This window comes from Erythrobacter aureus, from assembly GCF_003355455.1.
GTDB lineage: Bacteria > Pseudomonadota > Alphaproteobacteria > Sphingomonadales > Sphingomonadaceae > Qipengyuania > Qipengyuania aurea.
Genome location: NZ_CP031357.1, coordinates 2,819,563 through 2,839,137 on the forward strand (window position 1 = coordinate 2,819,563; position 19,575 = coordinate 2,839,137).

General features: G+C 60.5%; 15 protein-coding genes, 1 tRNA gene and 1 pseudogene. 6 read left to right on the forward strand and 11 right to left on the reverse strand.

The window, feature by feature from the left end:
* Positions 1-13: 13 nt before the first annotated feature.
* Both DVR09_RS13920 and DVR09_RS13925 read left to right on the forward strand, forming a co-directional pair.
* On the forward strand, positions 14-631 hold the full coding sequence (locus tag DVR09_RS13920) for a riboflavin synthase (protein WP_115417560.1): 618 nt from the start codon (positions 14-16) through the stop codon (positions 629-631).
* 2 nt (positions 632-633) lie between these two features.
* Positions 634-1,236 (forward strand): protein-methionine-sulfoxide reductase heme-binding subunit MsrQ, encoded by a 603-nt coding sequence (locus DVR09_RS13925; protein ID WP_234041467.1) that lies wholly within the window; start codon positions 634-636, stop codon positions 1,234-1,236.
* Here DVR09_RS13925 and DVR09_RS13930 read toward each other — a convergent pair.
* The 4 genes from DVR09_RS13930 to DVR09_RS13945 all read right to left on the reverse strand — a co-directional run bounded on the left by DVR09_RS13930 (position 1,221) and on the right by DVR09_RS13945 (position 4,460).
* On the reverse strand, positions 1,221-1,721 hold the full coding sequence (locus DVR09_RS13930; RefSeq protein ID WP_115417562.1) for a helix-hairpin-helix domain-containing protein: 501 nt from the start codon (positions 1,719-1,721) through the stop codon (positions 1,221-1,223). The two genes, DVR09_RS13925 and DVR09_RS13930, sit on opposite strands and share 16 nt — an antisense overlap.
* A 117-nt stretch (positions 1,722-1,838) precedes the next feature.
* Entirely contained in the window at positions 1,839-2,378 is a 540-nt protein-coding gene (locus DVR09_RS13935; protein ID WP_115417564.1) for a GNAT family N-acetyltransferase, read from the reverse strand.
* 6 nt (positions 2,379-2,384) lie between these two features.
* The gene (locus DVR09_RS13940; RefSeq protein WP_115417565.1) at positions 2,385-3,566 is read right to left on the reverse strand and encodes an amino acid aminotransferase; all 1,182 of its coding nucleotides are present in this window, start codon (positions 3,564-3,566) and stop codon (positions 2,385-2,387) included.
* Between the two features lie 105 nt (positions 3,567-3,671).
* On the reverse strand, positions 3,672-4,460 hold the full coding sequence (locus DVR09_RS13945) for a DUF1134 domain-containing protein (protein WP_115417567.1): 789 nt from the start codon (positions 4,458-4,460) through the stop codon (positions 3,672-3,674).
* A gap of 219 nt (positions 4,461-4,679) precedes the next feature.
* Here DVR09_RS13945 and DVR09_RS13950 point away from each other — a divergent pair.
* The 4 genes from DVR09_RS13950 (at position 4,680) to DVR09_RS17405 (ending at position 7,603) form a co-directional block, all read left to right on the forward strand.
* Positions 4,680-4,771, forward strand: a tRNA-Ser gene (locus DVR09_RS13950).
* Between the two features lie 249 nt (positions 4,772-5,020).
* Positions 5,021-5,590 (forward strand): PilZ domain-containing protein, encoded by a 570-nt coding sequence (locus DVR09_RS13955; protein ID WP_162814977.1) that lies wholly within the window; start codon positions 5,021-5,023, stop codon positions 5,588-5,590.
* 238 nt (positions 5,591-5,828) lie between these two features.
* Entirely contained in the window at positions 5,829-7,172 is a 1,344-nt protein-coding gene (locus DVR09_RS13960) for an EAL domain-containing response regulator (protein WP_234041468.1), read from the forward strand.
* Positions 7,148-7,603, forward strand: a complete 456-nt coding sequence (locus DVR09_RS17405; RefSeq protein ID WP_234041625.1) for a response regulator transcription factor — start codon at positions 7,148-7,150, stop codon at positions 7,601-7,603. Before DVR09_RS13960 ends, DVR09_RS17405 begins: the two co-directional genes overlap by 25 nt.
* A 12-nt stretch (positions 7,604-7,615) precedes the next feature.
* Here the strand turns inward: DVR09_RS17405 and DVR09_RS13970 are convergent, their stop codons facing one another.
* From DVR09_RS13970 to DVR09_RS13990, 7 genes and pseudogenes are all read right to left on the reverse strand, one after another.
* Complete coding sequence (locus DVR09_RS13970) at positions 7,616-9,871, reverse strand: PAS domain-containing hybrid sensor histidine kinase/response regulator family protein (RefSeq protein ID WP_234041469.1); 2,256 nt, start codon at positions 9,869-9,871, stop codon at positions 7,616-7,618.
* Positions 9,872-10,030: 159 nt separating this feature from the next.
* Positions 10,031-10,297: pseudogene (locus tag DVR09_RS18045) on the reverse strand (PAS domain S-box protein); the annotation flags it as partial.
* A gap of 221 nt (positions 10,298-10,518) precedes the next feature.
* Positions 10,519-12,936 (reverse strand): PAS domain-containing hybrid sensor histidine kinase/response regulator, encoded by a 2,418-nt coding sequence (locus tag DVR09_RS13975; RefSeq protein WP_115417572.1) that lies wholly within the window; start codon positions 12,934-12,936, stop codon positions 10,519-10,521.
* 9 nt (positions 12,937-12,945) lie between these two features.
* A complete protein-coding gene (locus DVR09_RS17690) occupies positions 12,946-13,353 on the reverse strand; it encodes a hypothetical protein (RefSeq protein ID WP_234041471.1) in 408 nt (135 codons plus the stop codon).
* Positions 13,332-16,787: a GMC oxidoreductase gene (locus DVR09_RS13980; RefSeq protein ID WP_234041472.1), complete on the reverse strand. Its 3,456-nt coding sequence runs from the start codon at positions 16,785-16,787 to the stop codon at positions 13,332-13,334. Before DVR09_RS13980 ends, DVR09_RS17690 begins: the two co-directional genes overlap by 22 nt.
* Positions 16,784-18,220 carry a metallophosphoesterase gene (locus tag DVR09_RS13985; protein WP_115417574.1) on the reverse strand — a complete coding sequence of 479 codons (1,437 nt, stop codon included), beginning with the start codon at positions 18,218-18,220 and terminating at the stop codon, positions 16,784-16,786. Before DVR09_RS13985 ends, DVR09_RS13980 begins: the two co-directional genes overlap by 4 nt.
* Positions 18,217-19,449 (reverse strand): serine hydrolase domain-containing protein, encoded by a 1,233-nt coding sequence (locus tag DVR09_RS13990; protein ID WP_234041473.1) that lies wholly within the window; start codon positions 19,447-19,449, stop codon positions 18,217-18,219. Before DVR09_RS13990 ends, DVR09_RS13985 begins: the two co-directional genes overlap by 4 nt.
* Positions 19,450-19,575 lie beyond the last annotated feature (126 nt).

Below are 19,575 nucleotides of genomic sequence, written 5' to 3' on the forward strand. Positions count from 1 at the left end.
GCCAGGAGCACGCATGTTCACCGGGATCGTCACAGCCATCGGCATCATCAAGAGCATCGAGACGGAGGGCGACCTGCGTGTCGTCATAAGCTGTCCGTGGGACCCGGCCGGGATCGATATCGGCGCCTCCATCGCCTGTTCGGGCGTTTGCCTGACGGTGGTCGAAAAGGGCGGGCAGGAGGGCGATGCCTGGTTCGCTGTCGATGTCTCTGGCGAGACAGTAAGCCGCACGGCACAGGACCAGTGGCGCAAGGACCGCAGGCTCAACCTCGAACCAGCCCTGCGGCTGGGCGACGAACTTGGCGGGCATCTGGTCACCGGTCACGTCGATGCGGTCGGGCGTGTAGCGCTGGCCGAGGACATCGGTGGCTCGACCCGGCTGGAAATCCTCGCCGGTGAAGACATCGCGCCCTATGTCGCGGAGAAAGGCTCGATCACCGTCGACGGTGTCTCGCTGACCGTGAACGAGGTCGAGGACGAGCCCAATGGCGATGTCCGCTTCGCACTCAACATAATTCCGCATACGGGTGAAGTGACGACCTTGGGCGATTTGTCCGAAGGCGATGCGGTCAATCTCGAAATCGATGTGCTCGCGCGCTATCTCAAGCGAATGCAAAGCCTCGCCAACTGACCGTGCGGTCCAGGCCCCTGCTGAGATCCCTCGTCACGTCTCGGCCGCTGCTGTGGCTGATCCTCGCCCTGCCGGGGCTATGGATCGCCTGGCGCTGGGCAGTAACCCCCAATAGCTATGGCTATGGGCATGCTATCGGCGATACCGGCGACTGGGCTGCATGGCTTTTGATGGCGACGATGGCCGTCACCCCGCTGAGGCTGATGTTCCGCCGACAGCGCTGGACCGGCTGGCTGATGCGGCGCCGCCGGGACCTGGGTGTGGCCAGCTTCGCCTATGCCGCGGGTCACACGTTGATCTATCTGGTGAGGAAAGCTTCGCCCGATCTGATCTTCGCCGAGCTGTCGACGCCCTACATTCTAGTGGGCTGGATCGCTTTCACCCTGTTCCTCCCCCTGGCAGTCACCTCGAATGATGTTTCGGTCCGACGCCTCAAGCGCTCGTGGAAGAAGCTGCACCGTCTTGTCTATCCGGCTGCCGTCCTGACTTTCCTGCACTGGATCTGGTCGGCCTTCGATCCGACCACGGCCTGGATCCATGTGGGGATACTGGCCGCGATCGAGATCGTAAGGGTAATGTTGCAGCGTCGTCAGAGAGTGACGTAGTTCCTGAAGCGGGCGACTTCCGCCTCGTCGACATATTTGCCGATTTCGCGATCGAATTCGTTCATATCGGCATAGGGGCGGTATTCTTCGAACTCGTGCTCCATCTTGTCGGTCATGCCGGGAATGAGACGCAGTTCTTCCTTGCTCGCCGTGTTTAGATTCACCGGAACGAAGACATTTTCGAGCACCGCTGCGGCCTCTTCGGCGCTCAGCGTTTCGAGCAGCTTGGCGTTCAGATCGGTCACGCTGGCATAGGGCTGACCTGCAACGATCGCCGCGGCCAGTTCCTCGCTCACGCCTTCGACAGCGGCGAGCTGTTCGACCGTGGCGGTGCCCGCATCGAGCACGGCGGCTTCGGCAGCCGCCTCGGTCGTTTCGGCGGCTGTCGGAGCTTCGGCTTCTGCCGCTTCATCGGCACCGCCCGAGCAGGCGGCAAGAGTGACCATGGTGCCCGAAAGGGCGGCGGCAAGTACCAGCTTACGCATTGGGAGATATCCTCTTGTTGAGAAGCATTCTCATTAGCAGGCCGTGACGCAAGATAAAGCAGAATTTGGTCAAGGACCGTGAACACCTTACCCGCGCGCCGACCTTTCAGCCCGAATTCAGGCGAGCGGGCCTCGCTCGAAGCTTTCCCGGGTGATTTCATAGACGAGGTGGACCACGCGTTTGCCTTGGTACTTCTCAAGCTCGTACCGGTCGGTACGCACCGCGCTGATCGCTTCGAGCGCATTGCGCGAACGGTAGTTGGTGTCGCCTACGCGAAACTCGACCAGCGCCACGCTTTGAAACGCGTAGGCCAGCATGGCACGCTTCATCTCGGGATTGATGCCCTTGCCCCAGTACCGGGGCGCGAGGAAGGTCCAGCCGATCTCGACCACTCCGCCCTCGTCCGGATCGTATTTGTCGTACCGGGTGGAGCCGATGATCGAACCGTCGCGCTTGTCCACTACCGCCAGCGCTCCGCCGCTCGCCAGCCCGTCGCCGAAAAAGCGATCGAAGATCTCGCGCCGCCAGCGGTCGTGGATCGGGTGCTGTTCCCACACTCCGGGATCGGAGGCGACTGCGTAGAGTGCCTCGCGATCCCCTTCCCCAAGCGGACGGATCACCAGCCGCTCGGTCTCGAGAGTCGGCTGACGATCCATCCTCGCCTAGCCCTTCGTGACGTCCGCCAGCGCGGCGATGAACTTGGGCGTGTTGCCTTCATGGAGGCCGGCCACATTGATCCGGCCCGACCCGGCCATGTAGACGCCGTGGTCTTCGCGCAGCCTGGCGATCTGATCCTTCGAAAGCGGCAGCATGGCGAACAGACCGTTCTGCTTGCCCAGCGCGGCGAGATTGAGGCCGGGCGCCTCATTGTCTGCCGCCGCCAGCCGCGCGCGCACCCGCCGCATGCGCGCACGCATTTCGCCCAACTCGTCGAGCCACTGCCTGGTCAACTCCTCGTCCCGCAGCACCGTCCGCACCGCCGCGCCGCCGTGATCCGGCGGCATCGACCAGTTGGCCCGAGCCAGGGCATTGGCGTTGGAGGTAATGGTGGGCAGGTCGGAGGCGTCTTTCGCGATCATGTAAAAGGCCCCGACACGATCGCGGTAAAGGCCGAAGTTCTTGTCGCAGCTATAGGCCACCAGCGCCTCGGGCACTTTGGCGAGCACTTTGCGCACTCCCGCGACATCCTCCTCGAGCCCGTGTCCGAGCCCATGATAGGCAACGTCGAGGATCGGCAGGATGCCCTTGTCGGCAAAGGCCTGGGCAATCTGCTCCCACTGCTCGTCGGTATAGTCGACCCCGGTGGGGTTGTGGCAGCACCCGTGCAGCAGCACCGCATCGGTTTCGCGCGCCTTGCCGATCGCATCGAGCAACGCGTCGATATCGGCTGTGCCGTCATCCTTGGCATGGTGGAAGGTGGTGGTTTCGACCCCCACATCCTGCAGGATCTGTGCGTGATTGGGCCAACTCGGCACACCGAGATGGATCCGCGTGCCCCCCGCAGCCTTGGCCAGCGCCACGGCGAGGCGTACCGCGCCGGTACCACCGGGGGTCTGCATGCCCTCGATACGTCCGCTCATGGTGGCGTTCTTGCCGAAGATATAGGGCTTCAACGCGTGGACGAAGCCGGTATCGCCTTCCGGCCCGAGATAGCTCTTGGAATCCTGCGTATCGACCAGTCGCTGTTCCGCCGCCTTGATAGCGCGGAAAACCGGGGTGGCGCCGTCATTCGTGCGATAGACACCCACGCCGAGGTCGATCTTGTCCTCGCGCGGGTCTTCGGCGTGCATCTTGATGAGCGCGAGCAGCGCGTCGGGTGATTGGGCTTCGAGTTGGTCAAGCATGCGCGCCTCATTGCCCGATATGGATAGAGCCGCAACAGGAAATCCTGTCATGGCCCCCATGCTTTCCGGTTTTATGGTTGGGCGCCCCGAAGGGCTGCTATCGCCTCAGAACGGCAGCCAGCGCTGCTTCTTCGAAAACTTCATGTAGCCGGCATTGATCCCCAGCCGCAGACCGGCCCCCATGCGGATCGGGATCAGCACGACATCGCCCTTGCGCATATAGCTCGCGGTGAGGCCGCCGATCACATAGGCCTGACCCTCGCCTGCCGGATACCGCTCGTAGAGTTCTTCGCTGTCGTAGAGGTTGTACACCAGCACGAAGGTGCTGCCGGCATTGGCCCCGGCATCGAAACCGATCGACGGGCCGGTCCAGTAAACCGGACGCTCGCCTTCGACCTTGTGATAAAGCGTGCCCGAGCCGTAGCGCGCGCCGACGATGAAGGCGCCGCTCGCCTCGCGACCGACAATATAGGCATTGGGCTCGCCCTGTTCGGCGAGCAGTTTGCGGACCATCTTGGCGACCCCTTCCGCACCCTTGCCGAATACACCTTCGGCCGCCCCGATGAGGTCATCCTCGCGATAGGTCGTGTCGGGATCGTCGACCGCGGCAGTGTCCACCGCCTCGCTGGCGGCTTCCTCTGCGGACTGCTCCGACCATTGCGGCTGCTCGGGATAAGCGTCCTCGGGTGCCGCCGCTTCGGGTTCCGTAGTGTAGGTGGTGGCTTCTTCCGGCTCGCCGTAGACCGGCTGGTCGCCTGGCTGCTCGACGAGATCGCCGTCAATGGCGGCGTTGGGGTCGATTGTCTCGACCTGGGCCGCAAGCGGGCTCACGCTTAAGCCGAAAGCTGCTAGTGCGAAGCCGATCTTCGGCAGTTTCCGTATATTTTCGATCATCGATCCCTCCGTGTCGGCGACGCATGCGCAGACAGCTGCGCCATGAGAAGAATCCCCTTTGACCGCCACGGCAATGAAACGGCGATGAACCGAATCGAAATTGCGGCAAAGCGAGTCTGTGAGCCGATGAAAGATGGGCGCGAACCTTTATAAAAACTCCCCTTGAAGGCATGCGGGGGCATGGGTATAGCGCGCCCCTCGCAGCCGAAATGCGTCAGCGGAGACGTGGGTGAGTGGCTGAAACCAGCTCCCTGCTAAGGAGCCATACCTGGTAACGGGTATCGAGGGTTCGAATCCCTCCGTCTCCGCCACTTGCTCTCATGCCCTCGATACTGGAGTACCGCTCTTCATCCGGTGGATGTGCGGCGCGTGGCAGGCTTGCGAAATGGTCGGGGCATGGGCCATGCCCGGCCGAGGCAGCGCTCTATCCAAAGAGCTTCGTGGTTAAAAAACCCTCTTTCGTCACATAGAGATATCTCAATATCCGGCTTGCAGGTTGCTTAATCGCCCGTCGCTAGGCAGGCTGGATGAGGAATTCGGCACCCAGGGGTTTGTCGAACATGGCGATCGGTTCGCAGCCGGTTTTACAGCCGGAGCGACGGCAAGAAGATCGCAGTATTCGCACATTCAGGCCGGCCTGTATCGAGGCCGAAGGCAAAGCCTATCTGGCGACCATGAAGGACATTTCGGAGTATGGCTGCGGTTTCGAGGGGGCGATACCGCTGACGCCGGGGCAACCCGTGCGCTATCGCTGGAGCAGCAGGGCGTTCGTGACGGCCACGGTCGTCTGGGTAGACGGCGCGCGGTTCGGGCTGATGAACGATGCGCCCTGCGATGTCGGTACAAATGCCGGGTTCCCCTATCGCTCGGTGCGCATCCCGTTCGAACATTCGGCATCCGTTTTCGTCTGCGGGCGCCGGATCGATGCCGCCGCGCTCAACATCGCGCAGAAAGGGTTGTGTATCGCGCTCGACGAACCGATACCCGAGGGCTGCCTATGCACCATAGAAGTGTGCGGAGCGACATTCCCGAATGCGGCCATCCGCTGGTTGCAAGGAGGCAGCGCCGGACTTGCCCTGGAAAAGCCGATGTCCCTTCGGGCATTGGCGTTTCTCACCAATCCGGAGTGAATGGTTGGATCGTCCCATGCCCTGCGATTTTTCCTGCGGGACGCAATCCCATCACCGCATGACTTAATAAAGAAGTTATACTCTTCATAGTATTATACCACCCAATCCGGTCGGTCGGGGTTTGCGCTGATTAATTTAGGGTGATACCCGCGCCTTGCCCCGAGTGGGAGGCAACGTGCATTCGTTATTTATTTTAGACGATAATCCGCAGACGGCGAAGCTCTTCAAGCGGTTCGCCGTGAAGGCTGGCCTTCAGGCCGTGGCGTTCACCGAACCGCGCGATTTCTTTGCCGCGCTGTCCGCGAGGGACACCTCACCGGACGTCTTGCTCGACCTCAACATGCCCGACATCGGAGGAATCGATGTCGTGGAAAAGCTGCAAAAGGCGAATTTCTCAGGCCGCGTCTTCCTGACCAGCGGCGCCGATGCACCAGTGCTTGAGGCGGCCGGACGGTTGCTTTCCGGCAGCGGGGCGAAGATCGCAGGACTTCTGCCCAAACCGTTCAGCTTTGCCGATTTCGAACGGCTGGTGACTTCGCAGCCATCGGCCGATCCCGACAAGGAAAAGTCCTCGCCTCCCGATACCCTGATATGTTCGCGAGAGGAATTTGCGCAAATCCAGGCAACGCTCCAACTGTATTTCCAACCGAAGATCTGGGCCAAGTCCCGCAAACTGGCCGGGTTCGAGGCGCTGGCCCGGTTTTGGAACGCGGATGGCGAGATGCTGTCAACCGACGACTGCATCGCGCAGCTGCAAAGCCATGGCAGAATGGTCTCGCTGACCGAGACCGTGATCGAGAAAAGCATGGAGTGGGCTTCCGAGGTGCTAACCGACGATCTCCACCTAGCCATCAATATCGAGCCGGAATTTTTCGAGCAGCCCGAGGGATTGGAGAAAATCGAGCGTCTGCGGAAGGAAAAGGGGCTGAAAGCCTCCCAGTTCATCTTCGAAGTGACCGAGCGCGCGGGCCTGCCCGATGATGAAAATGTTCTGAAATCGTTCACCAAGCTGCGCGTCGCCGGGTATGGTATCGCCATCGATGATTTCGGGATCGGGTTCTCGTCGCTGAAGCAATTGTCCGATTTCCCGTTCTCGGAACTGAAGATCGACGGCAACTTCGTCGCGCGGATGGAACAGGAAGAACGGGCAGCGGAAATAGTCCGGGCCATGGTAAGGCTGGCAAAACGAACCGGGATCCTGTGCACTGCGGAAAGAGTCGAAACCGAATCGGCCGCACAGATACTGGAAGAGGCGGGTTGCGATCAGTTGCAAGGCTTCTGGACCGGACGCCCGGCCCCCGCCGACGAGGCGGCCAAGCTGGTATCGGATGCTGCGAGGGCCGACGGAAAAAAGGTGGAGAGTCCCTTGAGCGCGAGCCCCGACCAATCCGATGGCGATACGAAATCGCGGCCGCTCGTGGCCATTGTGGACGACGAATCCGGTGTGAGGCAGACCCTGGTGCGAGGTCTGGAAAGACAGGGGTTTGCCTGTCGCCCTACCGAAGCGGAGTCGATTTTCTCGAAAGCCTCGAATTCGAACTGCCCGATTGCGTCATTCTGGACATGCGAATGCCTGAAATGAATGGTATGGCTGTACTGGAAAGCATTCCCGACGAAGCGCAGGCGGTTCCGATCATCGTTTTGACTTCGCATGGCGAGATCAGCCTGGCGGTCGATGCCATGAAAAACGGTGCGGTGGATTTTATCGAAAAGCCCGTATCGATCAAGGAATTCGCCAGGAGAATCAATGAGCACATTGCGCATTCCATCGAGCTGCGTCGCCAGGTCGACGAAGTGGAACGGAACAAGTCGCTGATCGCGCTTCTGACATCGCGCGAAAGCGAAATCGCCGCGCAGATCGTCGATGGCAACAGCAATAAGGAAATAGCGAGGACGCTGGACATCAGCCCGCGCACGGTCGAGGTTCACCGGGCGAATATCTTCAAGAAACTGGGGGTGCGTAACGCAGTCGAATTCACCCTGATATTCGAGAAGGCCAATCCATCGAAATAGCGCTCTCCCCGGTCAGTCGCAGACCGGATCGCAGGTCACGCGCTTGAGCGCTTTTGCCAGTTCCATGCGCGTATAGGGCTTGAGCAACAACATATCCCTACCGGGATCGAAACTGTCGCCAAGTGTGCGCATACTGGCATAGCCGGATGAAAAAATGACCTTTATTCCCGGCAATCGGTGCCGTGCCTTTTCCGCCAGTTCCAGCCCATTCATTCCGCCCGGCATCACGATATCGGTGAAAAGGAGATCGACATCGTCGTGCCGATCGAGCAGCGCCATTGCGTCCGGGCCGTTGGACGCGCTGAGGACCGAATAGCCTTCGGCCTCGAACAGCTTTTCGACGTAACGCCGCACCTGCCCCTCATCTTCGACGATCAGTATCTTCGCAGCGGAGTCTCGAGGAAAGGTATACTCGGTTCCGCGGCTCTCGGCTTCACCCTCGATCGGTTCGATCTTCGGCAGGAAAATGCAGACCGTCGTTCCTTCACCTGGCGCGGTTTCCACGAAGGCGTGGCCTCCCGACTGGTTGGCGAAACCATACACCATGCTCAGTCCCAAACCCGTCCCATCTCCCCTCGCTTTCGTCGTGAAAAAGGGCTCGAACACGCGAGAAGCAATTTCGGGAGCCATGCCTGAACCGCTGTCGGTCATCGCGATCCTGACATATTCGCCGGGCGCCAGTACATTCTCCAACGCCCCCAATTCCACGCGATATGACGATGCCTCGAGCGTAAGCAGGCCGCCTTCGGGCATCGCGTCGCGCGCATTCATCGCCAGATTGACCAGCGCATTGTCGAGCTGACTGGGATCGACCTCGACGAAAAGATCCTCCTCGCTCGCCGTAACCGACAGGGTGATGTCTTCCGGCAGCCCATGCCTGATGAGCTTGCCGATCTGTTCCATCTGCTCGGCAATGTTCATCCGCTGCGGCGCCAGCGGTTGCTGCCGCGCGAAAGACAGCAAGCGGCTGGTCAGTTCGGCACCGTTGCGGGCTGCCGACTGGATCAGATCGAGCAGTTCGCGCACGTCCGGATTATCGGTTTCATCCAGCAATATCTCGGTATTGCCCATGATGATCATGAGCATGTTGTTAAAATCGTGCGCTACGCCGCCGGTCAGCTTGCCCAGCGATTCAAGCGATTGTTTGTTGCGAAGAAAATCCTCGAGTCGCCGGCTCTCGGTGATATCGCGCACGGCACCCACAACGCGCGTAACGGCGCCGTTCTCGTCTCTGATGAGCGCAGCGGTATCCTGAACCAGCAAGGTCGACCCGTCGGCCTTTTGCATCCGGTACTCCTCGCGCCAGCGATCCGCACCGCCTTCGAGCGCTGCGCTCAGGCTCGAAACCACACGTTCCCGGTCTTCCGGGCTGACCTGATCGATCCAGGCCCCACCCGAATAGGGCGCCAGGTCGGGGTCCAGACCGAGCCGTTCTACGCCTTCGGCGGCACGCCAAACCACCTCCGTATCCGGATTCATCTCCCACAGAATATCGCTGGATAGCTCGGTCACAATCCGCAATCGCTCTTCCGAACTCGCCAGCTTTTCCTCTTTCTGGCGCAATTCGGTTACGTCGATTGTCGATCCGATGATCCGGACGGGTTCTCCATCATCGTCATAGTGGATGGTGAATTCCGACCGCAAAGTCCCAATGCCGCCCTCCGGTCTGACGAACCGGAACTCCCGCTGCAATCGACGGTCCTGCTGCGCTAGAGCCTGGAGTAGCTGGCGCTGGTAGCGATCGCGATCTTCCTCGACGACATATTGCGGGACCTCGGTCAGGCCCATCGTGCTTGGCGGGGACGATCCGAAGACGGTTTCGAAGCTTTCGCTCGCCCAGAATTCTTCGGTCAGCAGGTCCCAATCGCACACGACACTTCGGGCTGCCCGCAAGGCAAGCTGGAAGCGGCGCTGATCGGCCTTCGCCGCCAACTCATGGTTACGACGCTGGCTGATATCGTTGAAGTAAAGGATGACTGTCGAGATCTCGCCTGTGGGTTCGACTATCGGCAAAGCGTTGCAATGAAACCATTGGGTTCCGCCCGAGCCACCAGCCAGCTTGCCGATTATTGCATCGCGAACAGCTTCGCCGCGCTCCATCACCGATTTCACAAGACAGTCTTCCTCGGTAAAGGGGGACCCGTCTTCTTTGATGAGATCAAATTTGGCGCGCTCTATTGTGCGCCCCTCTGTCGACGGTGACAGTCCGAGTGACCGCATGGCTTCAGGATTGATCTTCCTCACCACGCCATCGGGCGAACAGATCATCACCCCCGTTCCGATATTTTCGAAGATAACGCGGGAATGTTTTTGAAACGCATCGAGATCCCGCTGTCGCTCGCCTCGATGGCCCTCGCCCAGCTTTGCTATCAGACCGACGAAATCCCCGTTCTCGTCGAATTGGGGCAGGATCGAAAGACTGTGCCGGAATGCGCCTCCCCCTTTGCGATGAGCGATCACTTCGCCTTCAAAGCGCTCTCGTTTGGCGATCGCATCCCTAATACGCTCCGCGAGTTCGGCTGTCGTTTCATCCCGTTCCAGGAGACGCCAGTTCTTTCCCAGAATATCCGCCTCGCCATAGCCCGCCATGTCGAGGAAGGCCCGATTACAAAAGGTTATTTCTTCACCGGCACCGATGAACAAAATTCCATCACCAACAGCCTGAAGCGCTTTGCGATAGAATAAATCCTGCATAACCTTCTTCACCTTCCTACAGCCACGACGGTATGTTAAATCCGCCTGAATTAACTACAAAATAACCATCCGGTTTTCCAGTATGCGAATGTATTTTCGATTATCGAGCACTCTGCCCAGCCAGCCGGAAAAATCGATCTTTCCATCTCACCTCCCGCGATATCGGGGCTTTTCCCAGCCCGGCGAGAGCTGACGATCCGTGCTGCCCCGGTCGATCAGCCCTATCCTCCGAGAGCGCCTTCGATTGCATCGATCAGATCGGCCCTTCGGATCGGCTTGGTCAAACGCCGCTGGCCGATCGCCAAGCCATGCTCGTCGACATTGGTCTGGCTGGCATAGCCGGACATGAAGATTATTCGCGCCTCCGGATCGAGCGCCCGGATTTCCTTGGCCAGGTCGGGCCCCTGCAGGCGCCCGGGCATTACGACATCGGTCAAAATCAGGTCAAAACCCGGTCTTCGTTGCCTGTAAGCGTCGAGAGCGGCATCGCCATTGGCCGTCGCCGTGACATCGTAACCGCTCCGCTCGAGCGTTCGGATAACGGTATCGCGCACTGCCGAATTGTCTTCCACGACGAGTATGCGCGCTTGCGAAACCTTGCCCTGCCAAGCTTCGTTGTCTTCGCGCAAGGCGAGCTGCGCTGCATCCTTGGCATGAAAATAGAGCCTGAACGTGCTTCCGCGACCAAGTTCGGTGGAGACTCTGACAGCCCCTCCGGATTGCTTCATGAATCCATGGACCATCGACAACCCAAGCCCCGACCCCTTTCCTGCCGCCTTGATGGTGAAGAATGGGGAGAAGATTTCTTCCAGCAGTCCGGTCTCGATACCCACACCGTCGTCGATGACCGACAAAACGACATAGCGCCCGGGTTGCAGATCCTCACGCGTTTCGCTGACGCAGGCTTCGTCGAGAACGATATTGGCGGTTTCGATCGTCAATGTACCGCCGTGAGGCATGGCATCGCGCGCATTGAGGATCAGGTTTATCAATGCGCTACGGGTCGAGCCGACATCCGTCTCAACAGGCCAGAGATCGCTTTCGAGAACCGCCTTGATCTCGATGTTTTCAGGGAGAATACGCGCGCTCCACTTCCGCGTTTCGTCAACCACTTCGTTGAGATCGAAAATTTCGGGCTGGAGCGGCGCCTTGCGCGCGAAAGCCAACATACTGCGAGTGAGATCCACCGCTTCCATCGCCGCACCAATGGCATCGTCGACAAGCTCTCGTTGCGATGCATCGATCTTCTCGAAATCGCGCAGCACTTCCAGATTGCCGAGGATGATCGCCAGGATATTGTTGAAATCATGGGCAATCCCCCCTGTTAATTGCCCGATAGCTTCCATCTTCTGGGTCTGCCGAAGCTCCTGCTCCAGCTTAACCAACTGGGTGATGTCCTGGCAGATGCCCACTGCGGACTGGGGGCGACCTTCGGCATCCTTCTTGAAGATGGCCCGCTGCCGCAGAACCACCTCCTTCCCATCGGGTCGGATCAGCCGATGTGTCGTGTCGTAACGCTTCCCTTCGGCGAGCGCTTCCGCATAGGTACGTTCGACCCGAGCCCTGTCATCCGGATGGATCATGTCGAAAAAGAATTCGACCGTTCCGCCGAACTCCGAAGGCGCGACACCGCTGAGCTCATAGGCCTGTTCCGACCAGATCAGCGAGCCATCGCTATGCGCTTCCCACGTCGCGAGCCGTTCGAGCGATTGGGCTTCGTTGAGCCTCGCTTCACTGGCCTGGAGTCGTGCGATGAAATCGGCGTTGTCTTCCCGTAATCTGTCCAGTTCCGACAGAATTTTGGCGATTTCGACAAATGCGAAGGGCGTCGAAGGAAGGACGGGCTCGTGGATGGTCTTTTCGCGGGTCAATTCGTGCGCGACGAATTGCGAAACATTGTCGAGGGTCTTCCGAAAATTCTGGTAGATCGAACAATAGTTCGCTCCGCAGATGAGCAGGACCAGCAGAGCCGCCTCGGCCCCGATCGCCGGCCCCGAATGCTCCACCCCGTTCATGTACAGCACGAGGGAAACCACAAGTGCGCCGGGGATGATGACCATATAGACCATCAAGCGCGATCTAAGCGTTACGGGCCTGATCGTAACCAAATCCGCCGATAGCTTGAAAATGAGGCGATCGTAAAACGTATAGAACAACGATATCTGCACGACCGGCGATATGAAGACCAGCGCCCACGATCCCACCACGTGGGATCCCGCCGAATTAAAGCTGTGGGGTAATGGCACACCGAGCGCACTGAGGAGCAGGACAGGCCACAGAACGCTGTGCCCCATCGCGAGAATCAAGACAGTTCGCGCCCGGCGGCTGATGTCCGGCCGTTCGATCCGATCCGCACCCGAAATCGCATCCTCGATCCGGCGGGAATTGGAGTAGGCGATATAGGTGAGCGCACAAGAGGCCGTGAAAATGTAGATGAGAAGCGGCCCCTCAAGGGCTTTCAGCAGCTTGCCAGGGGTGAATGCCTCGACCAGTAAGAGGCTCGCGGCATAGACGAACGGCTGTAACAGCCCCATCGTGAGTGCGGAAACGACGCATCCGATAGCCAAGGCGCCGCGTCTTTCTCGGACGATCGCGTCGGTTCGGGTGGCAGCGGTGAAAGTATCGCCTGCGTCGGCCATCGCGGAAGACTATGCCCGCTTCCCGGAATGAGCACCAGGAATTCCACATCGAGCCGATCCACCCATCCCCATTCCGCTCTGATCGTCCAGCCACGCCAATTGATCCAGGATGATGGGAGTCACGTCGCGATGGGCGTTGTGACCGATGAACAAATCCATATGCCCGTAATCCGGTATGATCCGCTGCTGATAGAGATCGGCACCATTTCTGTCTTCGAGCCAGACCCGCGTACGCTGGCCACTTTCGGGATAGAATATCTTGTTGGTAGCTCCCGACAGGAAGCTGATCGGCAAAGCCAGGCGCCGTGCGGCATCATCGGATGTGTAGATCGCTTGCCCGTCAGCATCGACTGCCAGCCCCCTGCGCATCACATCCTGCAGTTGTTCGAAGGGTTTCAGCGAGACGCGGCTGAACATGCCTCCAAGCGCGAGATGCGTATCATGCCCGAGCTGATTATGGTCCCAGCTGGGGCCGAATACGCCGAAGACACGGCGGCACGTCGGATTCTTGCACGCCTGCCCTTCGGGCATGGGTATCTGGTAGGCGATGGCGTCGATTTCGTAATCGGCCTCGGTTCCCCCACTGACGAAATCCAGATGACCATCGAGAAGCGATATCTGCCCAAGGCCCCGGCCACACCGAGATCGGCCTTGAAATAATTGAGCCAGTCGGTGACTGGATGCAGGGTCAGTTGCGAGGAGAGCAGCGAACGGATGCCCGAAACCCATCCCGCACCGATGCCCATCAAGAGGCTCATCGAACCGACGCAATGGGCAATTGCCTGCACGCTTTGCGTCCCCGATAGGGCGCGGATTTTCGCGATGGCGGCGGGCCAGTCGTAGCGAGCGATAGCGTCGATGGTGAATTCGGGCGGGTGCTGGAGATCGTTACCGGCATCGGCGCTGGCGCGATAATCAAACAGCCACACATCGTAACCCTGCGCGACGAGGCTTTCGGCAAGGTTCTCCTCCACCGTCGGGGTTGCGAAGCTCGATGCGCGGACCGAAAAGCCGGGTGCCAGAACCAGCGGCCCGCGCGAGCCGCCGCGATAGCGGGTGAGGCCGATATTCACGCCATCGCCAGTGGGTACGATGTGGTGTTCGGCGGGCGGAAGGCGCAGTTCGCGCGCGACCAGCTTGGCTGCATCCTTACCCGCGAAGTCATTCAGCGTGGCCAGCATGCCGCCATAGGCGCGGAACACGGTCATCGCGAAGAACCCTGCATATTTCGCGAGAAAATAGGTCTCAATCGCCTTCTTGGCGCGCGGGATGAGGTTCACGATATATCCGATCAGACTGCCGGAGGCATAAAGCTCGACCGTCGTAAGCTGACGCATGAACTCGTCGATTCCGAGCTTGAGGACACCGCGACCGATCAAGTCGCCGGATGCGTCCTCGCCGTGGCGCAAGGTCACGAACAGCGTGGTGAGATCGGTCCAGGGATCGGACTGGCCACGCTGTTCCAGCGTCTTGAAACCCTGAAAGTGAACGGGGCCATCGGGGCCTTCCAGCACCATTTCATACAGCATTTTCCAGCTTTCCGCCCTGGCCGGATCGGCAATCAGCAGACGAAAGGTGCCATCGCGCACCGGCAGCGGATCGGGCGAAATGGCGCTCACCATAACAGTACCGGTGATGCGCGAGCGATGCTGACTGTCCTCGATCATGCGGTGCACATTGTCGGTCGCCACCGTCAGCAGGAAACTGCATCCACTTGCTTCCGTCCGCCCCCAGGCTTCGCCATTCGCATAGTCGTCGCGAATGCGTTCCGCCTTGCTGCAGGGATGATGATGGCAACCGGTGGCACTGATATGCCCGGCCATCGTTTCGGTGAAGGAAAGGCCCGGGCTCATCGCCGCCGGATGATCCATCACCAGTCGGCGTATCGCCGCCTTTCCCTTGTCGAACGCGCCGCTTTCGTAATGCAGCGCGGCTTCCTCGATCCCGCGGGATACCGGATCGATGGCGTGACCCGCGACCCATTTGGCGACACCGAGACGCAATGTGTCGGCATTCGCCGCGAGAACGGGCTCTGACACTGGCTCTGAAGTCGGCCCTGTGGCAGCTTGCGTTTTAGGCAGCGGGCGTTCGGCGCCCAGAGCGTAATCGATCGTCCAACCTTGCCTCAAAGCGAGTTTCTCGACCGCGCGCTCGGCCACGGCGGTAATGGTCAGCAAGGGGTTGACGCCTACGGAACCCGGAAGCGCCGCACCGTCGCAAACATACAGCCCCTCGTGGACATCGGCACCTGTGAGACCGGCGAACACGCGGCAGGTATCGTCGACCACCCCAGTGGTCGCATCATCGCCCATGCCGCAGCCGCCGATGGGATGAACGGTGATCAGCTTCTTGCCGAACGGATCGCTCCACAGCGGGTCGGAGAAATACTGCGCATCGATCGCTTCCGCGGCTTCGCGCATCTTGTCGTCATCGCGGCGGTAGGTGCGCTGCTCGCCCGCGCCAGACCAGTGGATCGTCAGCCGATCGTTTTCGAGAGCGAGCTGTCCACCGGCATTGTCCACGCTCATCACCAGATAGGTCTGGGTTCGCGCCATCGGCCCCTTATAGGCCCATTCGGCGATATTGCCGGGATCGGTCTGCAGCGCTTCGCCCATGGCCTTGGCGTCCATCAGGCGGGGTTTCACCTGATCCATGCCGAAGCGGGTGAAACCATCCGCCAGCGCCTCCCCGAAGAAAAAAGCGGGGGCGAGCGCGGCTGCGAGAATGCCCGGCGCTACGCCTTCCTCGATCACGAGGCCCTTGGTCGCATCCTCGGTTCCGCGCATGTCGATCACGCCGGTTATGCAGGGACCAGGGTAAGCATCTTTCGCAATATCCGAAGCACCGACACCGATCGCATAGAGCGGTTTGGCGGTCAGCTCGTCGCCCTGTTTCTCTGCCTTGAGATAGCTGTCATAGGCGAAACCCAGCGCATCGCCATTGCCGGAAAAGCTTGCGCCCAGGCGATCGGAAAGTTCGAGGCCCTTGCCGCGCGAACGCAAAAGGATTTCGGTCGAGCCCAGCGCACCGGCGCCGAGAATGACATGGTCGGCCGTGATGCTGCCGGGGCCATTCGGTGCATCCTTGCCATTGGGTTCGAGATGGACACGCCAAACGTCGCCGCAACGCTCGATCCACAGCACCTTGGCCTGGGTGAAGATTTCCGCGCCGTGATTAGCCGCATCGGGCAGATAATTCATCAAGGTGGTGTTCTTGGCCCCCACATTGCAGCCCGATACGCAATCGCCGCAATTGGTGCAGGCGGGCTGCGGCACGCCGAACCGGTTGAGCTTGTCTTCGAAAGTGACGTTGATGGGCGTCTTGTAGAACCGCTTGCCCATCGCCTTGGCCGAATGTTCCAGCGCTTCCAGCTTTCCCAATGCCGGGTAGCTGTCGGGATAGGGATTGGGTGCGAGCATCTCGCGGGCACGCTCGTAATAGGCGTCGATTTCATGCGGGTTTTCGCGGAAGGCAGCGGGCCAGTGCGCCTGGTCGAGCAGGCGTTTGTCGAGTTCGAGCGAGACATTGGCGTTGATCAGCGAGGTGCCCCCAAGCCCGCAGCCGACCAGTGCGTATTGATCGTCATTCGCATGGACTTCGAACAGCGCGTCCGGTTCGCCGATGCGTCCGCCCTTCGCATTGATCTGGACCGAGCCCTGAGCTTCGGAAATCCTGTCGGGGTACTCGCCCGGCAGCAGTTCCTTGCCCCGCTCGAGGACGCAGACATCCTGGCCGGCACGTGCCAGACGCGAAGCGGCAACGCCCGCGCCATAGCCCGAACCGATAACGAGGACGGTGTAATGCGACTTGGCCCGGTCGAGGCTTCTGGCAATCCGCTTCTGCATGGTCATTCCGCGGCCTCCCGATGAGCCTCGTTGGACTTGTCGAGCATACGGCGGACACGTTTGTCCGCCTCCTCGACGATGCGTTTATGGACGATGTGCGAGAAATCGGCCCAGTGACTGGCCACCCTTTCGACCGCAGCACCGGCTTCGTCGGCGAGGCGCGACACACGACCGCTGCCTTCGACCCGTACCGGAGACATCACGCCGTCGGTGGGATCGTTGAACAGGCGAAGCGATGCGACTTCCAGATCATCCGAAACCAGAACCGCCGAACATCCCTGCACCGGCATCAGCGTGGGTTCGTCGAGCACCCAGCCCCCGGTGTTGAAAACCCCGACGGGCAGCGTGTACCCCTCGACCATCAACTCATCCTGGAACGGTTTGTGCGTGTGGCCGAAGACAAAGCTCAACTCACGCGGCAATTCTCCCAATTCCTCGCGGAGCTGATTGGCCACCGGGGTGCCAAGATACCATCCGATATCCTCGATCTCGGCTTCACCCAGAACGTGGCCGTACCCGTCGCGTTGACGCTCCGCCGCACGGCCCGCGGTGAGATCGACGCTCGCACGGATGAGGTTATCGAGCGTGATCCCGTATTTGAGCTGCATCTTCGGATTGATGCCCAGCTTCGAATTCAGCCCGCCGGTAATCCGCCGCGCTATACTTTCGGCGAAATCGTGGCTCGCACCGGCGCTGAGCATGGTTGCGTATAGCGAACCCGCTTCGCCGCCGATCTCGCCCGCGCTGCCCAGGTCGGACCATAGAAAGTCGATCCAGGGACCGTTCTCGGCCTCGAGTTGCTGCATGGTCTCGGGCTGCGCTTCGCCGTTTTCGAGAAAGCCGCGCAGGCTCGACAGCGCGCGGTACATCCCGTCAAGATAGTGCCCATGATGCATCACCACCGCGCGGCCCGTATTGCCATCGGCGAGCCCCCAGTTGGGATAAGCGATGCTTACCGTGGCCCCTGCCATGTGCGGCCGGTGCGCGATCAGTGATTCCATCAGGCGACAGCGGTGCGCTGGCGGACCCGTGATCGAAGTGACGTATTCGAGATCGCCGGGTATATCCCCTGCCTGAAGCGAAGCGATGAAGCCGTGATCCTGCGCCATGCGCCAGATATGATGGTCGTGATTGCCCGCGATATAGACAATCTCGCGGCGAAACACCTCGTCCCCATCTTCGGGAAAGAAGGCGTCGATCAGTTGGAGAAAGCTCTTCGAAACATCGCCGAAAGGCGACAGGCCAAGATCGAGCGCATCGCCGAGCAGAACAAGCTGCGGCTTGGGCCGTTCACGCAGCGTTTCGCGCAAACCGTCGGCAAAGGCGGTGAGGACTTCGGACGGTCCGTCGGCGATTTCGTCATGGGCGTTCACATGCGTCAGCAGGCTGTCCCGCGCGCCGAGGTGCAGGTCCGACAGGACGATATGTGCAATAGTCATGCGTTCATCTCCAGGCAGGCGTAGAAGGCGTCCCGCACGATTTTCTCGCGCGGATCGTCCCATTTTCCGGTACCGAGCTGATTGGTGATCCAGGCGTAGGCGACCTCGTCTTCCGGGTCGGCGAAGGCGAGGCTGCCGCCCACCGCGAAACTGCCGAAGGCGCTGCGGGTGCGGGCGTATTCCCACTCGGCGAAAGGCTTTTCGAAACCGTGGGAATAATACATGTCGGCCGTGAGAACCTGGTCCCTCAGGCCCTTGCGCGGATAAGCATGCCCTGCGCAAAGCGTGGCCATCACCTCGGGCGTGACGCCCAGTTTCTCGCCTCCTTCGACGAATGCCTGATATAGCGCCGCGAGCCCGCGAGCCGAGGCCATACCGCCCGCCGCACCCTGGCCCGCCCGCCAGAATGCTTCGCGATCCAGCGCACCCGGCCCTGCCAGGATCAACGGGTTGTTGAGCGTCCGGAAAGCCAGCGTACCGGGCAGACACATCTTGAAAGTGAGCAGCCAGGGCATGGTGGTGTGGTGGAGGAAGAGATCCTGAAGACCGAAGCCCTTGATCCGCGCGATGCGGTTGCGTTCGAAGCTGTCGGGTAGGCCGATAAAGACATCGACACCGAGCGGCCGGGCAATTTCCTCGGCGAAAAATCGGGGAAGGCGGCGACCATGGGGATCGCGGCGGCAGATCAGTTCGCTGGCTATCCAGCCGAGCGAATAGGCATGGTTGCCGCTATGCTCGCCGGGCGTCCAGTTGGGCTTTTGTGCGGCGATGGCGGCGCAGATCGCCTCCTCGTCGGCAATATTATCCAGCGTCAGTCTGAAATCGATCGCGGCAAGGCCCGCCTGTTCCGACAGGGCCTTACCGACCGTGACATCGCCTTTCCCATGGGCGGCGAACTCTGGCCAGATATCGGCGACCGGTTCGTCATAGGCGAAAAGACCGCGCGACACGGCGACCGCTCCAGCCATTCCGGTGAGCCCCTTGGTCAGCGAGTAGACGAGCGCGATGTCGTCGCCCTGCCATTGCTCTTGTCGGGTTTTCTGCCGCCATCCCCCCTGCAAGTCGGCGACCGTCCTTCCCCGATGAATGATCGTGCAGGCCGCACCCAGCGCGCTTTGCGCCTGGATGGCGGAGGCAAAGGCGTGAGCGACGGGTTCGAAACCCGGCGCAATGTAGCCGCGTGTGAAGCCTCCTCCGAACGAGATTTCTGTCGGATTCTGAATGTGCATGCAGTCCGGCTGCTGCATCGACACCCCCCCCCAGTAGCGTGTCGGCAAGCCCCCTTGCCGCAGTCAGGGGAACTAAAGAAAAATGGTTAACGCCAGCTTATGGCAGGGAAAGATCGCGGCGGCGGC

Excerpts from the sequence above, each read along its gene's own strand:
- DVR09_RS13975 (WP_115417572.1), bottom strand. The coding sequence starts at position 12,936 with ATGGCCGACGCAGGCGATACTTTCACCGCTGCCACCCGAACCGACGCG.
- DVR09_RS13930 (WP_115417562.1), bottom strand. The coding sequence starts at position 1,721 with ATGCGTAAGCTGGTACTTGCCGCCGCCCTTTCGGGCACCATGGTCACT.
- DVR09_RS17690 (WP_234041471.1), bottom strand. The coding sequence starts at position 13,353 with ATGTTCAGCCGCGTCTCGCTGAAACCCTTCGAACAACTGCAGGATGTG.
- DVR09_RS13970 (WP_234041469.1), bottom strand. The coding sequence starts at position 9,871 with ATGATCTGTTCGCCCGATGGCGTGGTGAGGAAGATCAATCCTGAAGCC.
- DVR09_RS13955 (WP_162814977.1), top strand. The coding sequence starts at position 5,021 with ATGGCGATCGGTTCGCAGCCGGTTTTACAGCCGGAGCGACGGCAAGAA.
- DVR09_RS13940 (WP_115417565.1), bottom strand. The coding sequence starts at position 3,566 with ATGCTTGACCAACTCGAAGCCCAATCACCCGACGCGCTGCTCGCGCTC.
- DVR09_RS13920 (WP_115417560.1), top strand. The coding sequence starts at position 14 with ATGTTCACCGGGATCGTCACAGCCATCGGCATCATCAAGAGCATCGAG.
- DVR09_RS13935 (WP_115417564.1), bottom strand. The coding sequence starts at position 2,378 with ATGGATCGTCAGCCGACTCTCGAGACCGAGCGGCTGGTGATCCGTCCG.
- DVR09_RS13945 (WP_115417567.1), bottom strand. The coding sequence starts at position 4,460 with ATGATCGAAAATATACGGAAACTGCCGAAGATCGGCTTCGCACTAGCA.
- DVR09_RS13980 (WP_234041472.1), bottom strand. The coding sequence starts at position 16,787 with ATGACCATGCAGAAGCGGATTGCCAGAAGCCTCGACCGGGCCAAGTCG.
- DVR09_RS13985 (WP_115417574.1), bottom strand. The coding sequence starts at position 18,220 with ATGACTATTGCACATATCGTCCTGTCGGACCTGCACCTCGGCGCGCGG.
- DVR09_RS13990 (WP_234041473.1), bottom strand. The coding sequence starts at position 19,449 with ATGCACATTCAGAATCCGACAGAAATCTCGTTCGGAGGAGGCTTCACA.